Source organism: Acrocarpospora catenulata (assembly GCF_018476525.1).
In the GTDB taxonomy this organism is placed as follows: Bacteria; Actinomycetota; Actinomycetes; order Streptosporangiales; family Streptosporangiaceae; genus Acrocarpospora; species Acrocarpospora catenulata.
This window is the reverse complement of sequence record NZ_JAHCST010000028.1, coordinates 1-24,083: the sequence shown is the minus strand read 5'-3', so window position 1 is coordinate 24,083 and position 24,083 is coordinate 1. Positions and strand designations below refer to the sequence as shown.

The 24,083-nt window shown below is 71.6% G+C and carries 22 protein-coding genes; 8 read left to right on the top strand and 14 right to left on the bottom strand.

Annotation, left to right across the window (positions count from 1 at the left end):
* Nucleotides 1-30 precede the first annotated feature (30 nt).
* The 3 genes from KIP79_RS25910 to KIP79_RS25900 all read right to left on the bottom strand — a co-directional run bounded on the left by KIP79_RS25910 (nucleotide 31) and on the right by KIP79_RS25900 (nucleotide 5,020).
* Entirely contained in the window at nucleotides 31-1,149 is a 1,119-nt protein-coding gene (locus KIP79_RS25910) for a sugar ABC transporter substrate-binding protein (protein ID WP_214107526.1), read from the bottom strand.
* 248 nt (nucleotides 1,150-1,397) lie between these two features.
* Nucleotides 1,398-4,187, bottom strand: a complete 2,790-nt coding sequence (locus tag KIP79_RS25905; protein WP_214107525.1) for an aconitate hydratase — start codon at nucleotides 4,185-4,187, stop codon at nucleotides 1,398-1,400.
* Between the two features lie 113 nt (nucleotides 4,188-4,300).
* Nucleotides 4,301-5,020 carry a metal-dependent hydrolase gene (locus KIP79_RS25900; RefSeq protein ID WP_214107524.1) on the bottom strand — a complete coding sequence of 240 codons (720 nt, stop codon included), beginning with the start codon at nucleotides 5,018-5,020 and terminating at the stop codon, nucleotides 4,301-4,303.
* Between the two features lie 284 nt (nucleotides 5,021-5,304).
* Between KIP79_RS25900 and KIP79_RS25895 the strand changes: the two genes are divergently transcribed.
* The 5 genes from KIP79_RS25895 (at nucleotide 5,305) to KIP79_RS25875 (ending at nucleotide 10,155) form a co-directional block, all read left to right on the top strand.
* Entirely contained in the window at nucleotides 5,305-5,967 is a 663-nt protein-coding gene (locus tag KIP79_RS25895) for a DUF6796 family protein (protein WP_214107523.1), read from the top strand.
* 7 nt (nucleotides 5,968-5,974) lie between these two features.
* A complete protein-coding gene (locus KIP79_RS25890) occupies nucleotides 5,975-8,056 on the top strand; it encodes a sensor histidine kinase (protein WP_214107522.1) in 2,082 nt (693 codons plus the stop codon).
* Nucleotides 8,053-8,694, top strand: coding sequence for a response regulator (locus KIP79_RS25885; RefSeq protein ID WP_214107521.1), 642 nt, complete (start codon nucleotides 8,053-8,055; stop codon nucleotides 8,692-8,694). The genes KIP79_RS25890 and KIP79_RS25885 overlap by 4 nt, the downstream gene beginning before the upstream one ends.
* 209 nt (nucleotides 8,695-8,903) lie before the next feature.
* Nucleotides 8,904-9,620 carry a PadR family transcriptional regulator gene (locus KIP79_RS25880; RefSeq protein ID WP_214107520.1) on the top strand — a complete coding sequence of 239 codons (717 nt, stop codon included), beginning with the start codon at nucleotides 8,904-8,906 and terminating at the stop codon, nucleotides 9,618-9,620.
* Nucleotides 9,621-9,624: 4 nt separating this feature from the next.
* On the top strand, nucleotides 9,625-10,155 hold the full coding sequence (locus KIP79_RS25875; protein WP_214107519.1) for a DUF1707 SHOCT-like domain-containing protein: 531 nt from the start codon (nucleotides 9,625-9,627) through the stop codon (nucleotides 10,153-10,155).
* 18 nt (nucleotides 10,156-10,173) lie between these two features.
* Here KIP79_RS25875 and KIP79_RS25870 read toward each other — a convergent pair whose 3' ends face one another.
* The 4 genes from KIP79_RS25870 to KIP79_RS25855 all read right to left on the bottom strand — a co-directional run bounded on the left by KIP79_RS25870 (nucleotide 10,174) and on the right by KIP79_RS25855 (nucleotide 15,282).
* Nucleotides 10,174-10,338 (bottom strand): hypothetical protein, encoded by a 165-nt coding sequence (locus KIP79_RS25870; RefSeq protein WP_214107518.1) that lies wholly within the window; start codon nucleotides 10,336-10,338, stop codon nucleotides 10,174-10,176.
* A 113-nt stretch (nucleotides 10,339-10,451) separates the two neighbouring features.
* Nucleotides 10,452-12,938 carry a polynucleotide kinase-phosphatase gene (locus KIP79_RS25865; protein WP_214107517.1) on the bottom strand — a complete coding sequence of 829 codons (2,487 nt, stop codon included), beginning with the start codon at nucleotides 12,936-12,938 and terminating at the stop codon, nucleotides 10,452-10,454.
* Entirely contained in the window at nucleotides 12,931-14,331 is a 1,401-nt protein-coding gene (locus KIP79_RS25860; protein WP_214107516.1) for a 3' terminal RNA ribose 2'-O-methyltransferase Hen1, read from the bottom strand. Before KIP79_RS25860 ends, KIP79_RS25865 begins: the two co-directional genes overlap by 8 nt.
* A gap of 39 nt (nucleotides 14,332-14,370) precedes the next feature.
* Nucleotides 14,371-15,282: an LLM class F420-dependent oxidoreductase gene (locus KIP79_RS25855; protein ID WP_214107515.1), complete on the bottom strand. Its 912-nt coding sequence runs from the start codon at nucleotides 15,280-15,282 to the stop codon at nucleotides 14,371-14,373.
* A 152-nt stretch (nucleotides 15,283-15,434) separates the two neighbouring features.
* Between KIP79_RS25855 and KIP79_RS25850 the strand changes: the two genes are divergently transcribed.
* A complete protein-coding gene (locus KIP79_RS25850; protein ID WP_214107514.1) occupies nucleotides 15,435-16,385 on the top strand; it encodes a glycoside hydrolase family 18 protein in 951 nt (316 codons plus the stop codon).
* Here the strand turns inward: KIP79_RS25850 and KIP79_RS25845 are convergent.
* The 3 genes from KIP79_RS25845 to KIP79_RS25835 form a co-directional block, all read right to left on the bottom strand.
* On the bottom strand, nucleotides 16,382-16,747 hold the full coding sequence (locus KIP79_RS25845; protein WP_214107513.1) for a hypothetical protein: 366 nt from the start codon (nucleotides 16,745-16,747) through the stop codon (nucleotides 16,382-16,384). The genes KIP79_RS25850 and KIP79_RS25845 overlap by 4 nt on opposite strands.
* A gap of 87 nt (nucleotides 16,748-16,834) precedes the next feature.
* A complete protein-coding gene (locus KIP79_RS25840) occupies nucleotides 16,835-18,070 on the bottom strand; it encodes a class I SAM-dependent RNA methyltransferase (RefSeq protein ID WP_214107512.1) in 1,236 nt (411 codons plus the stop codon).
* Between the two features lie 7 nt (nucleotides 18,071-18,077).
* Entirely contained in the window at nucleotides 18,078-20,135 is a 2,058-nt protein-coding gene (locus tag KIP79_RS25835) for an APC family permease (RefSeq protein ID WP_214107511.1), read from the bottom strand.
* Between the two features lie 99 nt (nucleotides 20,136-20,234).
* Here KIP79_RS25835 and KIP79_RS25830 point away from each other — a divergent pair, with 99 nt between their 5' ends.
* The gene (locus KIP79_RS25830; RefSeq protein ID WP_214107510.1) at nucleotides 20,235-20,903 is read left to right on the top strand and encodes a potassium channel family protein; all 669 of its coding nucleotides are present in this window, start codon (nucleotides 20,235-20,237) and stop codon (nucleotides 20,901-20,903) included.
* Nucleotides 20,903-21,562, top strand: a complete 660-nt coding sequence (locus tag KIP79_RS25825; RefSeq protein WP_214107594.1) for a potassium channel family protein — start codon at nucleotides 20,903-20,905, stop codon at nucleotides 21,560-21,562. Before KIP79_RS25830 ends, KIP79_RS25825 begins: the two co-directional genes overlap by 1 nt.
* 10 nt (nucleotides 21,563-21,572) lie before the next feature.
* Here KIP79_RS25825 and KIP79_RS25820 read toward each other — a convergent pair whose 3' ends face one another.
* The 4 genes from KIP79_RS25820 to dut form a co-directional block, all read right to left on the bottom strand.
* A complete protein-coding gene (locus tag KIP79_RS25820) occupies nucleotides 21,573-22,271 on the bottom strand; it encodes a DUF3159 domain-containing protein (protein WP_308169891.1) in 699 nt (232 codons plus the stop codon).
* Between the two features lie 35 nt (nucleotides 22,272-22,306).
* On the bottom strand, nucleotides 22,307-22,693 hold the full coding sequence (locus KIP79_RS25815) for an OB-fold nucleic acid binding domain-containing protein (protein WP_214107509.1): 387 nt from the start codon (nucleotides 22,691-22,693) through the stop codon (nucleotides 22,307-22,309).
* Between the two features lie 48 nt (nucleotides 22,694-22,741).
* The gene (locus KIP79_RS25810; protein ID WP_214107508.1) at nucleotides 22,742-23,407 is read right to left on the bottom strand and encodes a DUF3710 domain-containing protein; all 666 of its coding nucleotides are present in this window, start codon (nucleotides 23,405-23,407) and stop codon (nucleotides 22,742-22,744) included.
* Nucleotides 23,408-23,532: 125 nt separating this feature from the next.
* A complete protein-coding gene (gene dut, locus KIP79_RS25805) occupies nucleotides 23,533-23,970 on the bottom strand; it encodes a dUTP diphosphatase (RefSeq protein WP_214107507.1) in 438 nt (145 codons plus the stop codon).
* Between the last annotated feature and the right edge of the window lie 113 nt (nucleotides 23,971-24,083).

Genomic DNA, 24,083 nt, shown 5'->3' with positions numbered 1-24,083 from the left:
CTGGCGCAAGCCGTACCAATCGGAATGAAACTAGCTGATTCCGGCCTCGGTGCACTTCTCGGCGAAGTCAGCGGTGCAGAGCTCGTCCTTGCTGACGAAGCCATCCGCCACGACGTCCTTGACGCTGTCGAAGAAGATGGCCTTGGGGACCAGGAGCACGGCGGGGACGTCCGCGCCGGTCTCGGTGTCCTTCACGGTGCCGCTGGCCGGGGGCTTCTGGCCCTGGGCGAGCCCGATGGCCAGCGCCGCCGTGGCGTCGGCCTCCTGCTTGACCGCCTTGTAGACCGTCATGCACTGGTCACCGGCGAGGATGTTCTGCAGGCCCTGCACGGTGGCGTCCTGGCCGGTCACCGGGACCTTGCCGTTGAGCTTGTTCTTCTTGAGCACCGAGATGGCGGCGTTGCCGAGACCGTCGTTGGCGGCCAGCACACCGGCGATCTTCGGCTCCTTGGTGAGCTGCTGCTCGAAGATGGTGCCGGCCTGGGCGTTGTCCCAGTCAGGAACGGCGTCGGCCGGGCCCGCGATGTACTCGCCGGAGTCGTACTTCGGCTTGAGCACGCTCTCGTAGCCCTCCTTGAAGAGGGTGGCGTTGTTGTCGGTCGGCGAGCCGTGCAGCTCGGCCACCACGGGCTTGTCCGCCTTCAGGTCAGTGAGGCACTTGACCAGGCCCTCGCCCTGCAGCTTGCCGACCGCGGTGTTGTCGAAGCTGACGTAGTAGTCGGCGTTGCCGCCGAGGGTCAGCCGGTCGTAGTCGATGGTCGCGATGCCCTGCGCCTTGGCCTTGTCCAGGACCGCCTTGCCGGTGCCGGAGTCCAGGTTGACGATGGCCAGCACGGTGACGCCGCTGGTCATCATCTGGTCGGCGATGGTCTGGAAGGCGGTCTTGTCGCCCTGCGCGTTCTGGATGTCGTACTCGACCCCGGCGGCCTTGAACGCCTCTTCCAGGTACTTGCGGTCGGCGGTCTCCCAGCGGGCGGACGACTTGCTGTCCGGGAGGATGACACCGATCTTGCCAGGCTTGGCAGCGGCGGACGACTCGGCGGGTGCGGCGCTGCTGGAGGCGCCCGTGTCACCGCTGTCGCCCCCGCACGCGGTGAGGCCGAGGGAAAGTGCCGCGACCGCGGCGATGCTGAGAATCCCCTTGCGCATGATGCGTGGGTCCTTTCTCTGGCTGGGGGTCTATGGGGGGTGGGAGCTCATCACCGGATTGGTGAATGTTGTTTGAGACAACGTACGCCCGGAGGGTGAGGGGAGGTAGACACAGGACGGTAACGTTTGTTGTCCGCGGTAACAATGAAGAAACGCCCCCGTCACCCGCCGGCCCCTCCCCGTTTTCCCCTCCGGGAAACAGAAAACCGCCCGCCGGGACGTCCCGGCGGGCGGTTTTCCGAGGTTGTTCAGCTCTTGGCGAGCAGGGAACGCAGCACGTACTGCATGATGCCGCCGTGCCGGTAGTAGTCGGCCTCGCCGGGGGTGTCGATGCGGACCACGGCCTCGAAGCTCTTGCCGTCCGCGGTGACCGTGACCGTGGCCGGGGTGTCGCCCTCGTTGAGCGCGGTCACGCCGGTGATGCCGAAGGTCTCCTCCCCGGTCAGGCCGAGCGAGGCGGCCGACTCGCCCTCCGGGAACTGGAGCGGGAGCACACCCATGCCGATCAGGTTGGAACGGTGGATGCGCTCGTAGGACTCGGCGATCACGGCGCGCACGCCGAGCAGCGCGGTGCCCTTGGCGGCCCAGTCGCGCGAGGAGCCGGAACCGTACTCCTTACCGGCCAGCACCACCAGCGGGACGCCTGCGGCCTGGTAGTGCTGCGAGGCGTCGTAGATGAACGCCTGCGGCCCGCCCTCGACGGTGAAGTCGCGGGTGTAGCCGCCCTCCACGCCGTCCAGCAGCAGGTTGCGGAGGCGGATGTTGGCGAAGGTGCCGCGGATCATCACCTCGTGGTTGCCGCGCCGGGAGCCGTAGGAGTTGAAGTCCCTGACCTCCACGCCGTTGGCCCGCAGGTAGTCGGCGGCCGGGGTGCCCACCTTGATCGACCCGGCCGGGGAGATGTGGTCGGTGGTGACCGAGTCGCCCAGCTTGGCCAGCACCCGGGCGCCGGCGATGTCGGTGACCGGCTCCGGCTTGGCGGGCATGCCGTCGAAGTAGGGGGCCTTCCGCACGTACGTGGAGGAGGGGTCCCACTCGAAGGTGTTGCCGGTCGGGATGGGCAGCGACTGCCAGTTCTCGTCGCCCTTGAACACGTCGGCGTAGTCGCGCAGGAACATGTCCTGGCCGATGGAGTCGGCGACCACCTGGGCGACCTCCTCCGGCTCCGGCCAGATGTCCTTCAGGTAGACGTCCTGCCCGTCGGCGCCCGTGCCCAGCGGCTCGTTGTTCAGGTCGACGTCCATCGACCCGGCCAGCGCGTACGCCACCACCAGCGGCGGGGAGGCCAGGTAGTTCATCTTGACGTCGGGGTTGATGCGGCCCTCGAAGTTACGGTTGCCGGAGAGCACGGCGGTGACCGCCAGGTCGTTCTCCTGGATGGCGGCGGAGATCTCCTCAGGCAGCGGTCCCGAGTTGCCGATGCAGGTGGTGCAGCCGTAACCGACCAGGTTGAAGCCGATCTTGTCCAGGTACGGCTGGAGCCCGGAGCGCTCGAAGTAGCCGGTGACCACCTGGGAGCCGGGGGCCAGCGAGGTCTTCACCCACGGCTTGCGGGTCAGGCCCTTCTCCACCGCGTTGCGGGCCAGCAGGGCGGCGCCGAGCATCACGTACGGATTGGAGGTGTTGGTGCAGGAGGTGATGGCGGCGATGGTGACCACGCCGTGGTCGATCTCGAAGGAGGTGCCGTCGGCCAGGGTGACCGGGACCCGCCGGTGCGGGCGCCCGCCGTCCAGGGCGGGGGCGTGCGGGGCGTCGGCCGCGCCGTCGTGCGAGATGGCCGGGGAGTCGGAGGCCGGGAAGGACTCATCGGACGCCTCGTCCACCGGGCCGAGGTCGGCGGGGGCGAAGTCGCGGACGGCCGCCCGCCAGGCGCGCTTGGCGTCGGTGAGCGCGATCCGGTCCTGCGGGCGCTTGGGCCCGGCGATGGAGGGCACCACGGTGCCCAGGTCCAGCTCCAGGTACTCGGAGAAGACCGGCTCGGGGCCGGACGGGTCCAGCCAGAGGCCCTGCTCCTTGGCGTACGCCTCGACCAGGGCGACCTGCTCGGCGGAGCGGCCGGTGAGCGTGAGGTAGTCGATGGTCTGGCCGTCGATGGGGAAGATGGCGCAGGTGGAGCCGAACTCGGGGCTCATGTTGCCGATGGTGGCCCGGTTGGCCAGCGGCACGCTCGCCACGCCCTCGCCGTAGAACTCCACGAACTTGCCGACCACGCCGTGCTTGCGGAGCATCTCGGTGATGGTCAGCACCAGGTCGGTGGCGGTGGCCCCGGCGGGCAGCCGCCCGGTCAGCTTGAAGCCGACCACCCGCGGGATCAGCATGGAGATCGGCTGGCCGAGCATGGCGGCCTCGGCCTCGATGCCGCCGACGCCCCAGCCGAGCACGCCGATGCCGTTCTCCATGGTGGTGTGCGAGTCGGTGCCCACGCAGGTGTCGGGGTAGGCCTTGCCGTCGCGGATCATCACCACCCGGGCCAGGTGCTCGATGTTCACCTGGTGCACGATGCCGGTGCCGGGCGGGACCACCTTGAACTCGTCGAAGGCGGTCTGGCCCCAGCGCAGGAACTGGTAGCGCTCGCGGTTGCGCTCGTACTCCCGGTCGACGTTGCGGGCGAAGGCGTCGGGGGAGCCGAAGTAGTCGACGATCACCGAGTGGTCGATGACCATCTCGGCGGGGGCCAGCGGGTTGATCTTCGCCGGGTCGCCGCCCAGGTCGCGCACGGCCTCCCGCATGGTGGCCAGGTCGACCACGCACGGCACACCGGTGAAGTCCTGCATGATCACGCGGGCCGGGGTGAACTGGATCTCCACGCTGGGCGTGGCGTTCGGGTCCCACTGGCCGAGCGCGGTGATGTGCTCGGCGGTGATTTTCGCCCCGTCCTCGGTGCGGAGCAGGTTCTCCAGCAGGATCTTCAGGCTGTACGGGAGGCGCTGTGACCCCTCGACGGCGGCCAGCCGGTAGATCTCGTACGACGCGTCGCCGACCCGCAGCGTGTCACGGCTGCCGAAGCTGTTCGCGGACACGATGCTGTTCGCGGACATCGGAGTCTCGCCTCCCCAGTGAAGGTTTCTCGTTCTACCTTCATCCTCGCGCACCGGCCGGGATGGCCGGTCAGGTCTGCCCGTGGCTCCGAGGATGTCTCGACATCAAGATATCAGGCGGGCATCAGCCGTAAGAACAGCAGGGCGACCACGGCCACCGAGAGCACCGGCGCCAGGATGTTGAGCTCGAACTTCTTCCCGGTCTTGAACCCGATGTCGTACGGCAGGAGCCACTTGCCCGGGATCGGCCAGAGCACCGGGCACCCGCGCTCGGTCAGGCAGTCCCCCACCACGTGCACGAAACACCCGATGCCGATGGCCAGCCCGAGCCAGGCATACTGCACCCCGAGGGTCAGGAAGGTCGCGAACAGCCCGGCGGTGAGCGCGACGTTGACCATCGCCGACGCGAGCCTCTTCCCGGGCACGCCGATGCCGATCGCGCGGATCGCCAGCCCGATGGACAACACCACCAGAACATCCTTGGCGATCGGATAGTTCTCCGCGAGGAAGTGCGCCCCGAACCCCATGACCACCGCGAACAGCAGCGAATGGGTCGCGTTCCGGTGCCCGCCGCTGACCCAGTTGACCGCCTTGCTCAGCGCCCAGGTGACCGGCCCGAAGGTCTGCGCGATGGTCGCGCTCGGGTGGTCCAGATCGGGCAGCATGGCCGCTCCGGCGCAGATCAGCGCCCCTGCCACCAGCTCCGACGGCGTCAGCACCGACCCGACCACCCCGGCCAGTTCCGGCGAGACGGCGGAAGGCAGCGCGGCCAGCGCTGGAGCGATCCCAAGCCAGACCAGAGCGCCGCTCAGCGCGTGCGAGTGCCCCATCATGCGTCAATCACAGCCCGTGATGGTACGGCAAGCGACTGACATTCCCGGGTTACCACACCGACAGTCCTGACATTTCCTGTTTTGTCGCCACCCGTGGGTGTCCCGGGTGAAGGACGTGACACAGCTCCCGGGTAACTGGGACAACGGGCGGCGCAGACTCCTCGCAGTTCGATGCTCTGTCCGACGCGCGGTCGATGCGCAGTTCGGACTCGCAGTTCGATGCTCTGTCCGATACGCGGTCGATGCGCGGTTCGGACTCGCGGTTCGATTCGAGAGGAGTCGTCATGTCGGCCGTGGTCGTCGAGACCGTTACCCCCGCTCCCCCGGTCTCCCGCTGGGCGGTGGCCGTGCTGCCGCCGGCCGGGGCGGTCTGCCAGTTCGCGGAGTTCCTGATCGAACCGTCCAGTGACAGCCCGGCCGCGCGGGTGGCGTACTGGACGGCCAATCCCAGCCGGATCGGGGTGTCGATGGCGATCGGCATGCTGGCCATCCCGCTGCTCATCGGCGGGTTCGTGGCGCTGGCCCGGCTGACCGCGGAACGTTCCCGGATCCTGGCCTGGACGGCCTTCGGGCTGCTCGCCGCCTCGATGGCGGGGCTGGGCATGGTGCACGGGGTCGAACTGGCCGGGTACGCGCTGGCCATCGGGGGCGACCCCGCCGCGGGGCTGAAGGTGCTCCAGCTGGAGGAGATCGGCATTCCGGGCGTGGTCGGCATGGCCATGTTCCTGGGCGGCGCGCTGCTCGGGGTGCTGGTGCTGGCGGCGGCCATGTGGCGGTCGCCGTACCTGCCCAGGGTGGTGCCGGTGCTGGTGGTGGCGTTCGTGGTCACCGACATGGTGATCGACCAGCCGATCGCCGGGCACGCGATCGGGGTCCTCTGGGCGGCCGTGCTGGCGGTGGCCGTCCTCCGGGGTTATGTTCGGGCGCCGCGCCAGGCCGCACAATGAGCCCACGATGAGCGATCCCAGAACGTCCGAGCGCCCGGCGTCCGAACGTCCGGCGTCCGAGCAAACGGCGTCCGAGCGCCCGGCGTCGGAGCACACGGCGTCCGGGCGCGGAACGTCCGCACCCCGCCCGTTCGCGGTTCTGGCCGCGACGGGCGGGGTGTCCGTGCTGCTCACCCTGGCCACGCTGGTGCTGGCCTGGGTCAACGGCTCCGATCTGGCCCACTTCCTGGCCGGGAACCAGGCCAACACCTGGCTCGCCGGCCTGGCCTTCAGCGCGCTCGGCCTGCTGATCCGGCGGGCCCAGCCGGTCAACCGCCTCGGGCCGCTGTTCACCGTCGCGGGACTGTTCGCCGCGCTCTGCGCCGGCTGCGACGAGTACGCCGAGCTCGCCCTGCGTACCCACCCCGGGCTGCCGGGCGCCGACTGGGCGGCCCTGGGGGCGGGCGTGCTCTGGGGTCCGGCGTTCCTGTTCATGGTGGCCGGCGTGCCGCTGCTCTACCCGGCCGGCCGGTTGCGCTCACCGCACTGGCGCTGGCCGGCCCGGATCGCGCTCGCGTCCTCGGCCGTCGCGCTGCTGGCGATGGTCACCACCGAGTACGTGGTCGACGACGTCTTCCCGGAGGCGAGCAACCCGCTCGACCTGCCCTTCCCCGACGACACGCAGGTCGCGGCGGCCGAGGCGGCGATGCTGCTGACGCTGCTGATCGGCCTGGCGGCGGTGGCCGACATCGCGCTGCGGCTGCGCCGCGCCCCGGCGGCCGAACGCGGCCAGCACGCCTGGTTCGTGGCCGCGCTGGCGATCACCCTGCCGGTCGCCTTCAGCGACCTGCCCGACCTGGTGGGCTTCCTCTGCCACGTGCTGGCGTTCGCCGCGATCGGCGTGGGCATCGTCCGGCACCACCTGTTCGACATCGAGGTGGCGCTCTCCCGGGCGCTGGTGTACGCGCTGCTCACCGGGGGCGCGCTGGCCGCCTACCTCGGGGCGGCGGCCCTGCTCGGGGTGGCCACCAGCGTCGGCCCCGCCCTGGTGGCCGCGGTGGCCGCGCTGGCCCTGGCGGCCGGCCGGGGGCGGGTGCAGCGCGCCGTGGACCGGTTGCTCTATGGCGAACGCGACCCGCTGGACGTGCTCACCACCCTGGGTGACCGCCTGGAGCAGGCCATCGACGCCGACGCCGTGCTTCCCGCCGTGGTGGAGACCGTACGGCAGACGCTGCGTCTGCCGTACGCGGCGGTGGTGCTGGAGAGCGGGGAGCCCGCGTGCGCGTCCGGGGAGCCGGGCGGCGAGGTGGCGCGCTTCCCGCTGGCGCACGCCGGGGAGCGCATCGGGGAGCTGGTGGTGGCGCCCCGGGCGGGTGAGCGCACGCTGGGCGCGGCCGACCGCCGGATTCTGGCCGCCTTCGCGCGGCAGGCGGGGGTGGCCGCGCACGGCGTGCGGGTGACCAGGGAGCTGCGCCGGTCCCGGGAACGTATCGTGACCGCCCGGGAGGAGGAGCGGCGGCGGCTCCGCCGCGACCTGCACGACGGTCTCGGCCCGGCGCTGGCCGGAATCACCCTCGGCCTGGAGACGGCGGGCCGGGTGGCCTCCCGGGAGGGATGTTCGGCGACCGCGCTGCTGGCGAGCCTGCGGGCGGAGAGCGCGGAGTCGGTGGAGCACATCCGGCGGGTGGTGGCGGGCCTGCGGCCGGCCGCGCTGGACGAGATCGGGCTGGTCGCCGCGCTGGCCCGGCACGCCGACCTGCTCTCGGCGGGCCCGTTCACGGTACGGGTGACGGCCCCGGCGCACCTGCCGGTGTTGCCCGCCGCCGTGGAGGTGGCGGCCTACCGGATCGCCTCCGAGGCGATGACCAACGCGGCCCGGCATGCCAAGGCCCTGACCTGTGAGGTGATCGTGGAACTGGGAGAGGGCACGCTGCTGCTCACCGTGGCCGACGACGGGGAGGGGCGTCTTGCCGGGTCGCCCGGGGTCGGTCTCGGGTCGATGCGGGAGCGGGCCGAGGAACTCGGCGGGAGTTGCGTGATCATCTTCCGGGAGGGCGCGGGGGTCACGGTGCGGACCACGCTGCCGCTGGCGATGGCGGTGACCCCGTGATCCGGGTGCTGGTCGCCGACGACCACCCGGTGTATCGGAGGGGGCTGGTCGGCGTGCTGGCCGAGGAGGGGGACGTGGAGGTGGTCGGCGAGGCGGCCGACGGCGACGCTGCCCTCCGGCTGGCCGCCGAGCTGCGTCCTGACGTGGTGCTGATGGACCTGCACATGCCCGGGGTGAACGGGGTGGAGGCGACCAGGAGGCTGGCGCCGGAGTGCCGGGTGCTGGTGCTCACCATGTTCGACGACGACGAGTCCGTGCTGGCGGCGACCCGGGCCGGGGCGCGGGGCTACCTGGTCAAAGGGGCTTCCGGGGAGCGGATCATGAGCGCGGTGCGCGCGGTGGCCGCCGGTGACGCGGTCTTCGGCGCCGACGTGGCGGGCCGGGTCCTGGACGTGCTCGCCGCCGACCGTCGCGGCGCCCGCGCCGGCCGCCCGTTCCCGGCGCTCACCGACCGCGAACGCGAGGTCCTCGACCTGATCGCCGCCGGCCGCTCCAACCCGGAGATCGCCCGCCGCCTCTTCCTCTCCGACAAGACGGTCCGCAACCACGTCTCCGCCATCTTCGCGAAACTCCAGGTCGCCGACCGCGCCCAGGCCATAGTCCGAGCAAGAGAAGCCGGTCTCGGTCTCGACGGCTAAAAAAGAGATACGGAGCTGTTCCGCTCCAAGAGCACCCCCCAGCCCTCTCAGAGCAGAACAACTCCGTCTGAAGGGGATAACGGACAGGTCTCGGGGACTGTTCCCGGCTTTTCCACGAAATTTAGTGATGTGCGTCACCTTGTCCATGAGAACACTAACGATATATCGTAGAAGCATCGAGAGTGATCGTCGATAGATGGGGGAACCTCATGACTTCCACGCACAGCATGGGTGGGGCCTGGTCCCACCCGCACGAGATTCACCGGGAGATCCGGCGGCACATGAAGGAGGCGGCGCGCATGATGGCGGCGGCCTGGCAGGAAGGCGGGGAACGGCACCGGGAAGGTGGCCCGCAGGAGCACCGGCACCGGGGGCACCGGCACGGCTGGGGCGGATTCGGGCCTGGGGGTCCTTTCGGTCCCGGTGGGTTCCCGTTCGGCGGCCGGGGCGGCTTCGGGCGGGCCCGGAAGGCCAAGCGCGGGGACGTGCGGGCGGCCATCCTGGCTCTGCTCGCGGAGGAACCGCGGAACGGTTACCAGATCATCCAGGAGATCGCCGAGCGCAGCCAGGGCGGCTGGAAGCCCAGCCCGGGCGCGGTCTACCCGGCGCTCCAGCAGCTCACCGACGAGGGCCTGGTCCGCGCCGACGAGTCCGACGGCCGCAAGGTCTTCCACCTCACCGAGGCGGGCCGGGCCTACATCGCCGACCACGACGACGAGGTGCGCGCCCCCTGGGAGGACATGACCCCGGACTTCGGCGACAACGTGCACGAGCTGTTCGACCTGTCCCGGCAGGCCGCCTCCGCCCTGTTCCAGATCGCCCAGACGGGCACCGACGGCCAGCTCCGGCAGGCCAAGCAGATCCTGGCGGAGACTCGCCGCAAGCTCTACCAGGTCCTGGCCGACGGCGACCCCGGCGAGGAGTGACCCGATGACCGACGAGCGGTTCACGACCAGAGGCGAACTCCGGATCGGCGACCGGGAGCGCGACGAGGTGACCCGCGCCCTGCACGAGGCGTTCGCGCAGGGCCGGATCACCCGGGAGGAGCTCGACGAGCGGCTGGAGACCACGCTGCACGCCCGCACCGCCAGGGACCTGAGCGGCGTGCTGGCCGACCTGGTCGCACCCGACGACCCGGCCCATCCGATGTACCGGGCCCCCGCCGAGCACCGGGGCCCCGGCGGCTACCCGTTCCGGGGCGACCTGGCGACCTGGGGACACCACTACTACGCCGCCCAGTGGCACCAGCGTTTCGACGCGGAGCGCCGGGCCCGCTGGGAGGCCAGGCGGCGGGGGCGGCACGGTCCCCCGCCGTTCGTCCCGGTGATCCTGATCGTCGCGCTGGTCGCCTCGATCGCCTCGGGCATGTTCTGGCCGTTGCTGATCCTGGTGAAGATCGCTTTTTTCGTCGGCCTGGCAAGCCTGATCTTCAGCCTGGCCCGCCGCCATCGCCGGACCTAGCCGATACCTGGCCGGCATTCAGTCGATGCGCACCCGGCTCTTGTGGCAGATCGCGCAGAGTTGCACCCGGATCCGCCCGATCCGCTCGGCATCCTCCCACCGGTGACGGAAGTGCGGCCACCTCCGTCGCCGGGGGCGTTGCCCCCCGCCACTGGCCTTGCCCATGAGTGATCGCACGCTCACGCTCTGTCGCCTGTCCCGATACTAGTCCCGATTCGGGCAGAGTCTCGCGCCGAACTTGTCGTTCACTTGGACGTCTACCGGCGGGTAAACGGACCCGCATGATCACAGGTTGGTCACAGCCGGGGGTCCACAGGCTCCGATTCCATGGCCAGGACGGCGAACACCGGCTCGTGCACCCGCCACAGCGGCTCGCCCTCGGCCAACCGCGCCAGCGCCTCCAGGCCGAGCGCGTGCTCGCGCAGCGCCAGCGAGCGCTTCTTGCCGAGGAAGCGCCGCCGCAGCACGTCCAGCGACTCGGTGTAGTCGGGGCCGTAGATGATCCGCAGGTACTCCCGCCCGCGGACCTTCACCCCGGGCTGCACCCGGCGCCCGATCGCCTCCCCGTCCGGGGGCGCGACGGGCTTGACCACCATGCCCTCGCCGCCGGCGGCGGTGAGCTCGGCCCACCAGGACACGGCCGCCGCCCGCGACTGCGCCGAGTCGAGCGTGACGAAGACGTGCCTGGTCGGCGTCACCAGCGGCCCGCCCAGCAGGCTCAGCACCCGCAGGTGCCAGTCGTGCCCTTCCTGTACGGCCCAGGCCCGCCCTTCCGCCGCCAGCACCTGGAACGGCGCGAAGCGCACCCCGGCCAGCCCGGAAACCGGCCAGCAGTACCGCGCATAAGCGTCCCGGAACAGGGCAGCGTTCTCCCGGCGGCGCCGGGCACGGTCCAAAGCCAAGCCCACATCCAGACCACGCCCGGCCGCCGCCTCCAGGGCCGCCTCCACGGCCGGGAGCGCCGCCATTGCCGCCGCGCCCACCGCCGCGTACTGGCCGCGGATCAGCCCCTCGGCCTTGGCCGACCAGGGCAGCAGTTCCCCGTCCAGGACCACCCAGTCGGTGCCGAGCTCGTCCCAGAGCGGTTCGGCCGCCGCGCGCAGGCCGTCCACGAGCTCGCCGGTCAGCGTGTCGAAGAACGGCCGCCCGGTCCGGGTGTAGACCATGCCGGTGCTCCCGTCGGTCACCCCGAACCTGCGCGCCGCCGCCTCGGGAGTGCGGGCCAGTACGGCGATCGCCCGCGACCCCATGTGCTTCTCCTCGCAGACCACCCGGTCCACCCCGGCCTGGGCGAACTCCTCGAACGCCTCTTCCGGGTGCTCCAGGTAGCCGTCCAGCCGGGAGGTCTCCGGCGGGGCCATCGTCGGCGGCAGGTAGACCAGCCAGCGCGGGTCCACCGCGAACCTGCTCATGATCTCCAGCGCGGCGGCGCCGTTCTCCTCGCGGACCCGTACGGTGCCGCCGAACCGGGTCTCCACGAAGCGGTTGCCCTGCACGTCGCCGATGTCCAGGGCGGCCGGCTCGCGGCGGCGAGGGGCGGCCAGCGGGCGGGAGGGCTCATACCAGACCCGCTCGGCGGGGACCGAGACCAGCTCGCGTTCCGGGTAGCGGAGCGCGGTCAGGCTGCCACCGAAGACCACGCCGGTGTCCAGGCAGATGGTGTTGTTGACCCACTCCGGCTCGGTGGTCGGGGTGTGGCCGTAGACGACCATGGCGCGGCCCCGGTAGTCCTCGGCCCAGGGGTAACGCACGGGCAGGCCGTACTCGTCGGTCTCGCCGGTGGTGTCGCCGTACAGGGCGAAGGCGCGGACGCGGCCGGAGGCGCGGCCGTGGTAGGGCTCCTTGAGACCGGCGTGGGCGACCACCAGGTTGCCGCCGTCCAGCTGGTAGTGGCTGATCAGGCCGGCCATGAAGGACTTGGCGGCGGCGACGAAGGCGGGGTCGGCGGCGCCCAGCTGGGTGAGCGACTCCTCCAGGCCGTGCGCCAGCCGGACCTTTCTGCCGTCCAGGGCGCGGACCAGCTTCTGCTCGTGGTTGCCGCAGACGCACAGTGCGGCGCCCGCCGCCACCATGCCCATCACCCGGCGGAGCACGCCGGGAGTGTCCGGGCCGCGGTCCACCAGGTCGCCGACGAACACGGCGGTCCGGCCCTGCGGGTGCACGCCGTCCACGTAGCCGAGCCGGTCGAGCAGGGTCTCCAGCTCGGCGGCGCAGCCGTGCACGTCGCCGATGATGTCGAACGGGCCCGTCAGGTCGGTCCGGTCCGTCCAGGCGCGTTCGAAGCCCACGGTGGCCTGGTCGATCTCGTCGCCGCGGAGCACGTGCACGCGGCGGAAGCCGTCCCTGGACATTTTGCTCAGCGAGCGGCGCAGCTCCTTGCGCTGGCGCGGGATGACGTGCGGGCCGAAGTCGCGGTCCGGGCGGGTGGCGTTGCGGGCCGTCGCCACCTCCTCGGGGACGTCCAGCACGATCGCGTCGGTCAGCACGTCGTGCGCCCTGGCCAGCTCGACCAGCTTCAGGCGGTCCTGGTAGCGGACGCTGGTGGCGTCCACCACGGTGAGCAGGCCGCGGCGGAGCCGGACGCCGACGATGTGGTGGAGCAGGTCGAAGGCGTCCGGGGTGGCGGCCTGGTCGTTCTCGTCGTCGGCGACCAGGCCGCGGCAGAAGTCGGAGGAGACGATCTGGCTGGGCCGGAAGTGCTTGCGGGCGAAGGTGGACTTGCCGCTGCCGGAGATGCCGACCAGCACGACCAGCGAAAGCTCGGGCACGGTGATGTCAGGCATCGGGTCCTCCCGCGGTGAAGATCGCCATCTGGGTGGGCGGGCCGAGGTCCGGGTCCTCCTCGCCGACCGGGCGGAAGGCGACGCGGTAGCCGTACTTCTCGGCCACGGCGGCGGCCCAGGCGCGGAACTCGGCGCGGGTCCACTCGAAGCGGTGGTCGGGGTGGCGCAGGCCGGCCAGGAACGGGTAGCGCGGGTTGTACTCGGCGTTCGGGGTGGTGACCAGCACGTGCTCCGGGCGGGCGGCGTCGAAGACCACCCGTTCCAGGGCGGGCAGCCGGGGCGGGTCGAGGTGCTCGATCACCTCCATCAGCACGGCCGCCTCGTATCCGGCGAAGCGGGCGTCGGTGTAGGTCAGGGAGCTCTGGAACAGCTCCAGCCGGGCCCGCCTGGCCTCCGGCATGTGGTCAAGCTTAAGCCTGCGGGCGGCCAGGGCGAGGGCGTGCGGGGAGACGTCCACGCCGGCGATCTTGTGCAGGCCCGGCCGGGTCAGCAGCGCGCCGACCAGCTGTCCTGAGCCGCAGCCGAGGTCGATCACAGTACGGGTGCCCAGTTCGTCCAGGGCGGCCAGCACGGCCTCTCGGCGGAGCACATTGAGCGGGACGGCGCGCTCGGTGACCTCCTCCTCGACGGGGGGTTCCAGGGTCTCCTCGGTGTCGTCGCCGACCTCGGCCAGGCGGGCGAAGGCGACCCGGGTCAGGGACTGGCGGCGGGCGAGGAACCGGCGGGTGATCAGGTTCCGCTCGGGGTGCGCGGCCAGCCAGCCGGTGCCCGCGCGGAGCAGCTTCTCCACCTCGTCCCCGGCCACCCAGTAGTGCTTGGCGTCGTCCAGGACGGGGAGCAGCACGTACAGGTGGTTGAGCGCGTCGGCCAGGCGCACCTGGCCGCGGAGCGTGAGCCGTACGTAGCGGGACTCGCCCCACTCGGGGAACCCGGCGTCCAGCGGTACGGCCGCCGCCGCCACCTGCCAGCCGAGCGGTTCGAAGATGCGCCGGGCCAGGTCGGCGCCGCCCGTGCAGGGCAGGGCGGGCAGGAAGATCTCCAGGGGGATGGGCCGGGCGGCCAGCTCGGGGCGGGCGGCGCACCGGCCCGCCCTGGCCGTGCGGAACACGTCGGCCAGGGCCACCGCCAGCAGTGAGGAGGCCGCGTACGGGCGGTCGTTGACGTACTGGCTCAGCGAGAAGTCGGGCGAGGCGGCCCCGCGTGAGCGCACCAGCCTGACCGGGTCCACGTCGAGCATGAGCGCGGCGGTGCAGCGCTCCTCGCCCGCTTCGGGGTAGAAGACCTGGGCCCGGCCGAAGGACTGGTCGAACTCCTGCACCCGGTCCGGGTGTTTGTGCAACAGGAATCCCAGATCGGTGGCCGGGCGCTCGGTGGTCGAGATGGTGAGCAACACCCGGCAAGTGTGCCGTACGGTGATCTATCGGGCGAGCGGTTAAACGTGCGGCAGGATCTCCTGGGCGATCAGCTCCAGGTGGTCGACGTCGTGCAGGTCCATGACCTGGAGGTACATGCGTTCGGCGCCGAGCTCGCGGAACCGGCCGATCCGGTCCAGCACCTCGGCGGGGGTCCCGGCCAGGCCGCCCGCGCGCAGCTCCGCCACCCCCTGGCCGATCGCCTCGGCCCGGCGGGCGATCTCGGCCTCGTCCGCGCCGACACAGACGGTCTGCGCCGCCGACAGCACGATCGACCGCCCGGCCTGCTCGCAGGCCGCCCGGACCCGGTCGAAGGCCGCCCCGGTCTCCTCAAGGCTCCGGAACGGGACGTTGTACTCGGCCGCGTAGGTGGCCGCCAGCCGGGGCGTACGGCGGGCCCCGGCGCCGCCGATGATGATCGGCAGCGGGCGCTGCACCGGCTTGGGCAGCGCGGGCGAGTCGCTCACCTGGTAGTGCGTGCCCTGGTAGGAGAACGGCTTGTCGGCGCTCCACAGGCCCGTGATGATGTCGAGCTGCTCCTCCAGCATCGCGAAACGCTCCCCGATCGGCGGGAACGGGATGCCGTAGGAGGCGTGCTCGGCCTCGAACCAGCCGACGCCCAGACCCAGCTCGACCCGGCCACCGCTCATCTGGTCGGCCTGGGCGACGCTGACCGCCAGCGGCCCGGGCAGCCGGAAGGTCGCCGGGGTGACCAGGGTGCCCAGCCGGATGCGTGAGGTCTCCCTGGCCAGCCCGGCCAGCGTCAGCCAGGCGTCGGTGGAGCCGGGGCCTGGATCACCGGGGCCGATGCGCTGCAGGTGGTCGGAGCGGAAGAACGCGTCGAAACCCAGCCGCTCGGTGGCCTGGGCGACGGCCAGCAGCTCGTCGTAAGTGGCGCCCTGCTGCGGCTCGGTGAAGATCCTCAACTTCATCTGGCCATTATCCCGGTAATCGGCCCTCCGGCCTGGGCGGGGGTTGCTAGGGTGCAACTTCCGTGTGCGGAATGTAGTCAACAGGCGACGCTGGGTGGTGGACAGTGGAGACGGCACGGCATGCCCGACCGGCGGGAACCCCGCCCCGATCCGTGCTCGTGCTGGCTTCGGCCGCGCTGGTCGCCGGGACCGCCGCCGCGCTCTGGGCGCTGCCCGGCCAGCCGCTGGCGCCGGTCGCGGTGGCGGTGCCGCCCATCACGGCGCGGCCCGCGGTGGTGGTCGCCAGCCCCCTCACCAGTCCGGCCGGGTACGTGGCGTTCGTGGACGCGGTGCGGGATCCCGGATTCGATCTCCCCGGCACGGCGCGGCGGACCGGGGTCACCGCGTACACGCTGGGGCATCTCAGTGCGGGGCGGAACGGGTGCACGCCCACCTGGGGCGGGCGGGAACCGGCGGCGCTGGTGTCACAGGTGGGGCGGCTGCGCGCGGGCGGCGGGGACGCGGGGCTGGCCTTCGGCGGGCCCAACGGCGACGAACTCTCCGCCACCTGCGCCGACCGGGACCGGCTGCTCGCCGCCTACCAGCGGGTGATCGCCGCCTACCGCCCGGTCACCCTGGACTTCGAGGTGCGCGACTCGGCCGACCCGGCGGTCACCGCGCGGCGGGCGGCCGTCATCGCCCGGCTCCAGCGGGAGGCCAGGCAGCAGGGGCGGCCGCTCACGATCACCTTTACCCTGCCCGTCACGGGCACCGGGCTGAGCTCCGACGACCAGGCGATGCTGCACCGCACCCGGGCGGCCGGGGCGGAGATCGGCACGGTCAACCTGCTGATCCCGTTCCAGCCCGGCTCGCCGCGGAACATCCACCGGCTACTGCTGGCCGCCCGGGCCACCCACCAGCAGCTGGCCTGGGTGCTGGAGACCACCGAGCAGGCCGGGTGGCGGCACATGGGGGTGACCCCGCTGCTGGTGGCGGCGCAGGACCTCGGCCTGGCGGAGGCCCGGCGGCTGGCCCGGTTCCGGGCCCACACCCAGCTGGCCTGGATCTCGGTCCGCGGCGCCACCCCGACCGACGAGGTCGCCCGGGTGCTCACCCGGGGTTAGTTGATCAATTCGGTCGCGGCGGTCTCGGCGCGCAGGCGCAGGATGTACTCCGCCACCTCCACGGGCACCAGGGCGGCCACCCGCTCTCCCTGATCGTCACGGAGCATGGTCACCGCGCCCCGCTCGCGGGCCTCCCCCACGATGGTGGGCAGGTGCAGGGTGGCCTGGTCGAGATCGAGCTCGCCCATCAGGTGCACGATGCGCTCGTCGTCCTGACGGGTGAGCGGAGCGCGCCGGGTCGCGGCGGTCTGCGCCGCCACCCGCCGGTACAACTCCTCGCGGACCCCCTCGGACTCTCGCCCCCACCGCCGAGCCCGAGCGGCCCGATCCACGCGATCCCACATCCGCTCGTGTGCGTTCATGCAGCCATTGTCTACCACCATGCTGGAACACCAGGCCACTGAGCTGCGGCGATGATCCCTAACGGGGGTACGCGACCTTCCGGACTTTCACGAATCTGTGACCAGAAGCGCGACACATTCGACATGGTGTGTCATCGGATACTGGTCGAAAGCCCGCAAATCACTCAAACGGTAGCCAAATTCGGCGAACCACTTGATATCTCGGGAAAGTGTGGCCGGATCGCAGGAGACGTACACCACCCGGCTCGGGGTGAGGGCGGCGACGCGGCCGACCACCGGGCGGCCCAGACCGGACCGGGGCGGGTCGCAGACCACCAGGTCGGCCTGGTCGACGCCGAGCCGGTCCAGGGCCTCCTCCACCCTGCCCCGCTCGATCCTGGCCTGCGGAAGGTCGCGCAGGTTGTACCGGGCGTCCTGGACGGCGGGAGCCTCGGACTCGATGCCGAGCACCGCGCCGGACGTGCCCACCGCCTCGGCCAGCGCGGCGGCGAACAGACCGGCCCCGCAGTACAGGTCCAGCGCCCACTCCCCCGGCTTGGGCCGCGCGTAGTCAATGACCGCCTCCAGCAGGGTGGCCGCCGCGCCCGGGTGCACCTGCCAGAAGCCGCTCGCCGAGACCCGGAAGTCCCGCTCGCCCACCCGCTCGGTGAGCGTGCCCCGGCCCTGGAGCACGCGGGTGCCCCGGCGCCCCTCGTCCAGCATGACCGAGACGTCCAGGTCGGGGACCCGGACGTGCCGGTGCGGCTTGGGCGTGGCGATCGCCGCGCACTCGCCACCGGAGGCGGCGATGAACTCCACGGCCGCCGCGCCCGGCCACTCCTCGGCGCCTTCGCGCAGCTCCTCGATGGCCGGATGGGCGATCAGGCAGCTCCCGATGGGCTCCACGTCGTGCGAACGGTGGCGGCGCAGGCCCAGGCGGCCGTCCCGGTCGGCGGCGAACCGCACCCGGGTGCGCCAGCCGAGACCGCCGGGGGCGCCCGGCACCTCCTCCACCTCGACCTCCCGGGTGATCCCGGCCAGCCGCTGGAGCTGTTCGGCCACCACCTCGGCCTTCAGGCGGCGCTGGGCGGGCAGCGCGGCGTGCTGCCAGTCGCAGCCGCCGCACCGGCCGGGGCCGCTGAACGGGCAGGGCGGGGTCACCCGGTCCGGCGAGGGCTCCAGGATCTCCACGGCGTCCGCGCGCAGGAACCGGGCGTTCTCCTCGGTGACCTCGGCAAGCACCCGCTCCCCTGGCAGCGCGTGCCGGACGAAGACCACCCGGCCGTCATGCCGGGCCACACACCAGCCGCCGTTCGCGACCGGCCCCACCGTCAGTTCGAGCATCCCCCCATCATGCCTTGATATGAGGACTGGCTTGCCCTTCCCCGGCGTCGCTCGGCCCGTACGGGCGGCGCACCAGCCCCGGCGCGTACCGCTCGGGACGGCCCTGGAGACGGCCGGCCGACTCCAGCTGCCAGGGCACGCTGGTGACCATCACCCCGGGCTTGAACAGCAGCCGCCCCTTCAGCCGGAGCGCGCTCTGGTTGTGCAGCAGGTGCTCCCACCACCGGCCCACCACGTACTCCGGGATGTAGACGGTCACCACGTCCCGGGGCGAGCGGCGGCGCAGCGACTTCACGTACTCCAGGATCGGCCGGGTGATCTCCCGGTACGGCGAGTCGAGGATCTTCAGCGGCACCGGGATGCCCCGCCGGTCCCACTCCTCCCGCAGCCGGGCCGACTCCTCCTGGTCCACCCCGACGCTGACCGCCTCCAGCGTGGACGGCCGGGTGGCCCGCGCGTACGACAGCGCCCGCAATGTGGGCTTGTGCACCTTGGAGACCAGCACGATGGCGTGGTTGCGGGCCGGCAGCATGGACAGGTCGCCGTCGCCCTCGGGCGCCGCCAGCTCGGCGGCCACCGAGTCGTAGTGGTGCCGGATGCCCTTCATCATCAGGAAGAGCACCGGCATCGCGATGCAGACGATGTAGGCGCCGTGGGTGAACTTGGTGAACAGCACCACCAGCAGCACCAGGCCGGTCATCACCCCGCCGAAGCCGTTGATGACCCGGGAGCGCTGCATGTGCAGGCGTTTGGCCCGGTCGGTCTCGGTGCGCAGCAGCCGGGTCCAGTGCCGGACCATGCCGGTCTGGCTGAGGGTGAAGGACACGAACACGCCGACGATGTACAGGTTGAGCAGGCGGCTCACGTCCGCGTCGAAGGCCCAGATGAGCAGGCCGGCCCCGGCGGCCAGGATGACGATGCCGTTGCTGAAGGCCAGCCGGTCGCCCCGGGTGTGCAGCTGGCGCGGCAGGTACCGGTCCTGGGCCAGGATGGAGCCGAGCACCGGGAAGCCGTTGAAGGCGGTGTTGGCGGCCAGGAACAGGATGAGCGCGGTCACCGCGGAGACCACCAGGAACAGCACGGTGTCGGGGCCGAACACGGCCGAGGCCACCTGCGAGATGATCGGATCCTGGTAGTAGCCGGGCCCCACCGGCGTCCCGTCGGGCCGCAGCAGGTCGCGCGCGGCCACGGCCGGGTCGGCCACCGTGACCCCGGACTTCAGCCCCAGGTAGATGATGCCGCCGAACATGGTGACCGCGATCAGCCCCATCATCAGCAGCGTGGTGGCGGCGTTCCTGCTCTTCGGCTTCTTGAACGCGGGCACCCCGTTGCTGATCGCCTCCACCCCGGTCAGCGCGGCACAGCCGGTGGCGAAGGCCCGCAGGATCAGGAAGGCCATCGCGAACCCGGCCAGGTCCACCTGCTCGGGCCGCACGTCGAAGCCGTAGGTGGGGGCGCGCAGCGGCTCGCCCAGCAGCAGCAGCCGGAACAGGCCCCAGCCGATCATGAAGAGGACCGCGCCCATGAACAGGTAGGTGGGGATGGCGAAGGCGATGCCGGACTCGCGGATGCCGCGCAGGTTCATCATGGTGAGCAGCACCACGATGACGATCGCCAGCCCGGTCTTGTGCTGCCCCACGAACGGGATGGCGGCCCCCACGTAGTCCACCCCGTTGGCCACCGAGACGGCCACCGTCAGCACGTAGTCCACCAGCAGCGCGCTGGCCACGGTGAGCCCCGCGTTGGGCCCCAGGTTGGTGGTGGCCACCTCGTAGTCGCCGCCCCCACTGGGGTAGGCGTGCACGTTCTGCCGATACGAGGCGACCACGGTCAGCATGATCACGATGACCGCCCCCGCCACCCACGGGCTGAAGGTGTAGGCGGCGACCCCGGCGATGGACAGGATGACGAGGATCTCCTGCGGCGCGTACGCCACGGAAGAGAGCGCGTCACTGGCGAAGACGGGCAGCGCGATACGCTTGGGGAGCAGCTGTCCGTGCAGCTCGGTGCTCCGCAAGGCGCGCCCGACCAGGAGGCGCTTGGTAAGATCCGTCACCTTTGACACGTCTCACGATGGTAGCCCTCCGCGCACAGACCAACGCACGCGGCGGTGCCTCAGTCGCGCCATACTGTCCCCACAGACGTCTCGACACCGGCGGGGAGCATGCACATCGTGATCATGGGGTGCGGGCGGGTGGGCTCGACGCTCGCGCACATCCTGGAAGACAACGGACACTCGGTCGCGATCATCGACCGGGATCCGCAGGCCTTCCGCCGCCTGCGCTCCGGCTTCCGGGGCCGCCGGGTGACGGGCATCGGCTTCGACCGGGACGTCCTGGAGGAGGCGGGCATCGAGTCCGCCCAGGCCTACGTGGCGGTCAGCAGCGGCGACAACTCCAACATCATCTCGGCCCGGGTGGCCAGGGAGACCTTCGGCGTGGACAACGTGGTGGCGCGGATCTACGACCCCCGCCGCGCCGAGGTCTACCAGCGGCTGGGTATCCCGACCGTGGCCACCGTGCGGTGGACCGCCGACCAGATCCTGCGCCGGGTGCTCCCGGAGGGCGCCGAGCCGCTCTGGCGGGACCCGACGGGCACCGTGGTGCTGGCCGAGGTGACCTACAACCCGGCCTGGATCGGAACCAGGGCCCGCCAGGTGGAGCTGGCCACCGGGGCCAGGGTGGCCTTCGTCAACCGGATGGGCGAGGCCCTGGTGCCCAAGGACGACACGGTGGTCCAGGAGGGCGACATCCTGCACCTGACGGCCGCGGAGAACGAGATGGACCGGATCAACAAGGTGCTCTCCGGCGCCCCGTCCGAAGAGGAGAAATGATGCGCGTCACCATCGCGGGGGCGGGCGCCGTCGGGCGGTCGATCGCGGCCGAGCTCCTGGAGAACGGCCATCAGGTCCTGCTCATCGACATCGACCCCAGGGCCATCAAGATCGACAGTGTGCCCCGGGCGGAGTGGCTGCTGGCCGACGCCTGCGAGATCACCGCGCTGGACGAGGCCGGTCTGAACGCCTGCCACGTGGTGATCGCCGCCTCCGGCGACGACAAGGTCAACCTGGTCGTCTCGCTGCTGGCCAAGACCGAGTACGGGGTGCCCAGGGTGGTGGCCCGGATCAACCACCCCAAGAACGAGTGGCTGTTCAACGAGTCCTGGGGCGTGGACGTGGCGGTCTCCACCCCGCGCCTGATCAGCGCCCTGGTGGAGGAGGCGGTCAGCGTCGGCGACCTGGTCCGCCTGATGACCTTCCGGCAGGGCCAGGCCAACCTGGTGGAGCTCACCCTGCCGGAGGACGCCCCGGTGGTCGGCCAGCGGGCCGGCTCGGTGCCGTGGCCGGCCGACTCGGCCCTGGTGGCGATCCTGCGCGAGGGGCGGGTGCTGGTGCCGACCGCCGACGACCCGCTGGAGGCCGGCGACGAACTGCTCTTCGTGGCCAGCCAGGAGGTGGAGGAGGAGCTCGGCCAGCTCCTCGCCCCGCACTGAGAACGGCGGGTTACGTGGTCGTCGGCTGGATGGCGGTGCGCCCGCGGGCCAGGATCCAGCCGACCGTGGCCAGCGCGGCCAGGTAGACCGGCCAGCCCAGCGCCACCTTGGCGATGCCCAGCCAGAACACCTGCCCGGCGTAGTAGAGCGGGATCTGCACGGCCAGCTTGATCAGGCCGGGCATAGCCATGATCCACGAGACCTTGACGCACAGCTTCACGATGCCCTTGTCCCGGTGCCAGGCCAGCGGGTCGTCCGGGTTGGTGGCGCCGAGCATGAAGCCCATGAACGGCCAGCGCACCAGGATCGAGAAGATCATGATCACCTCGACCACGGCGATCCACAGCATGCCGGGCAGGAAGGCGTCCTCGGCCTTGCCGCTGCGCAGCGCGAAGAAGGCGCCGATGCCGATGCCGAACAGGCTGTTGAGCACGAACTGCGGGGTGGACCGCTGCACGATCCGGAGCAGCAGCAGGACCGCGGCGATGCCGCCGCTCAGGATCAGCGAGAGCTTCAGCTGCTCGGTGATGATCCAGGCGAGGGTGAACACGATCGTGGGCACGGCCGCCTCGACGGTGCCCCGCCGCCCGCCGAACGCCTTGGCCAGCTGTGCCCGGACCACCGACTCCACCGTGTCGTACGCCTGGGTGGGCGGTCCGGCGGTGGTGCCGGGCGCGGCGGTGGGCAGGGCCTCGTCGGCGGTACTCACTCGTCGTTCACCGTTTTCTCGTTGGTAGGGGCCGGTCAGCTCGCCGGGCGCAACTCGTACCGCGGGTTGAACATGACCTTACGGCCGTCCTGGAAGCTGACCAGGCCCTCGGCCCGGACCAGGCGGCCCGGCTCGATGCCCGCGATCCTGCGGCGGCCGAGCCAGACCAGGTCGATCACGTCGGACCCGTCGTACAGCTCGGCCTCCAGGGCGGGCGCGCCGCCGCGTGGACGGAGCGTCACGGTACGCAGCGTACCGGCGACCCGGAAGCGTTGCCGCTCACCACACGCCGCGATCGGGGTCGCGCCGTGGCAGGCGAGATCCTCACGCAGTTCGGCAGCCTCAAGCTCGGCCTGGCCGGCGGTCAGCCGCCGGAAGAAGCCGCGTAGTCCGCCCTTTTTAGGGGACTCCTGAGTCGTCATGATGCACCAGCGTAGGCGATGTCCGGCTCCGACTTCCATTGACGGATTTCACCGGGTTTCGGTGATCTCCGGCCCTCGCTCGAACGGGTTGAAGTACTCCGGCTCCGGCTCGGCCATCGCCTGCCGGGCCTCGGCGGGCAGCCGGAGCGGGATGGGCTCCTTGGGGGCCATCGGCTCCTCGCCGCGGACCACCACGATGTCCCTGATGACAGCCTCCAGGCTCGCCGCCGCGGCGGGGTCCACCGCGGCCCGGCCGCTGAGCACCGCGCGCAGGAACCAGCGCGGGCCGTCCACGCCCAGGTAGCGGACCGGCTGGGCGGGCTCGCCCCCCTGCGGCACCTTGGCCGCCAGCTCGGGGCCGAACGGGCCCTCCCGCTCCTCCGCGGTGCCACCGGCGGTGGCCACCTCGCGGAGCAGCTCGGTCCTGACCTCGTCCCAGATGCCGCTGCGCTTGGGCGCGGCGAACGCGTGCACCTGGAGCGCGCTCTCCTCCACCAGCACCAGCGCGCCGATGATCTGGTCCCCGGCGACCTGGAGCTGCACCTCGAACCCGGCCCCAATGGGCAGGTGCAGGCCGCCCAGGTCGACCCGCTCGGTGGCGGGGTAGGCGTCGCCGGCGTCCCACGGCCCGTGCTCGCGGACCGCGACCGCCACGTCCTGTTCTGGCGGGGCCGCCGCAGCCGTCTCGGCAGCGCCGCGTCGACGTCGGAACACGTTCGTCACACTCCTCTTGCCTCTTGCTTGAGCCTACTCAATAAGAAACCCGTCCCATGAACAGCCACAAGTCACCGACCAGGAGACTCACCGCTGTGGCCGTCCAGATCACGCCTTTCTTATTGCTACCTACCGGTGGACCCGAAGCCGTCCGTGCCACGCGCCGAGCCCGGCAGGCGGGTCACTTCGTGGAAGGCGGCCTTCTCCACCCGCTGGATGACCAGCTGGGCCACCCGGTCGCCGCGCTGGATCCGCACGGCGTTCTTGGTATCGGTGTTGAGCAGGGTGACCCTGATCTCGCCCCGGTAGCCGGCGTCCACCGTGCCCGGCGCGTTCACCAGGGTGACGCCGTGCCGGGCGGCCAGGCCGGAACGCGGGTGCACGAAGGCGGCGAAGCCGTCCGGCAGCGCGATCGCCACCCCGGTGCCCACCATGGCCCGCTCCCCCGGGAGCAGGTCGACGTCGGCAGCCGCGTACAGATCGGCCCCGGCGTCGCCGGGGTGGGCGTAGGACGGCAACGGGAGCTCGGGGTCGAGCCGGTGGATGAGCACCTCGACAGTCACGACTGGCAACCCTACCGGCTGGGCGGCTCCGGCACGGCGTCTCCCGATCCTGGTGGGGAGGGTGTCGCCGATGGGGGCGGCTGGGCCCCGGGGGGATGGGTGGCGGGGGGCAG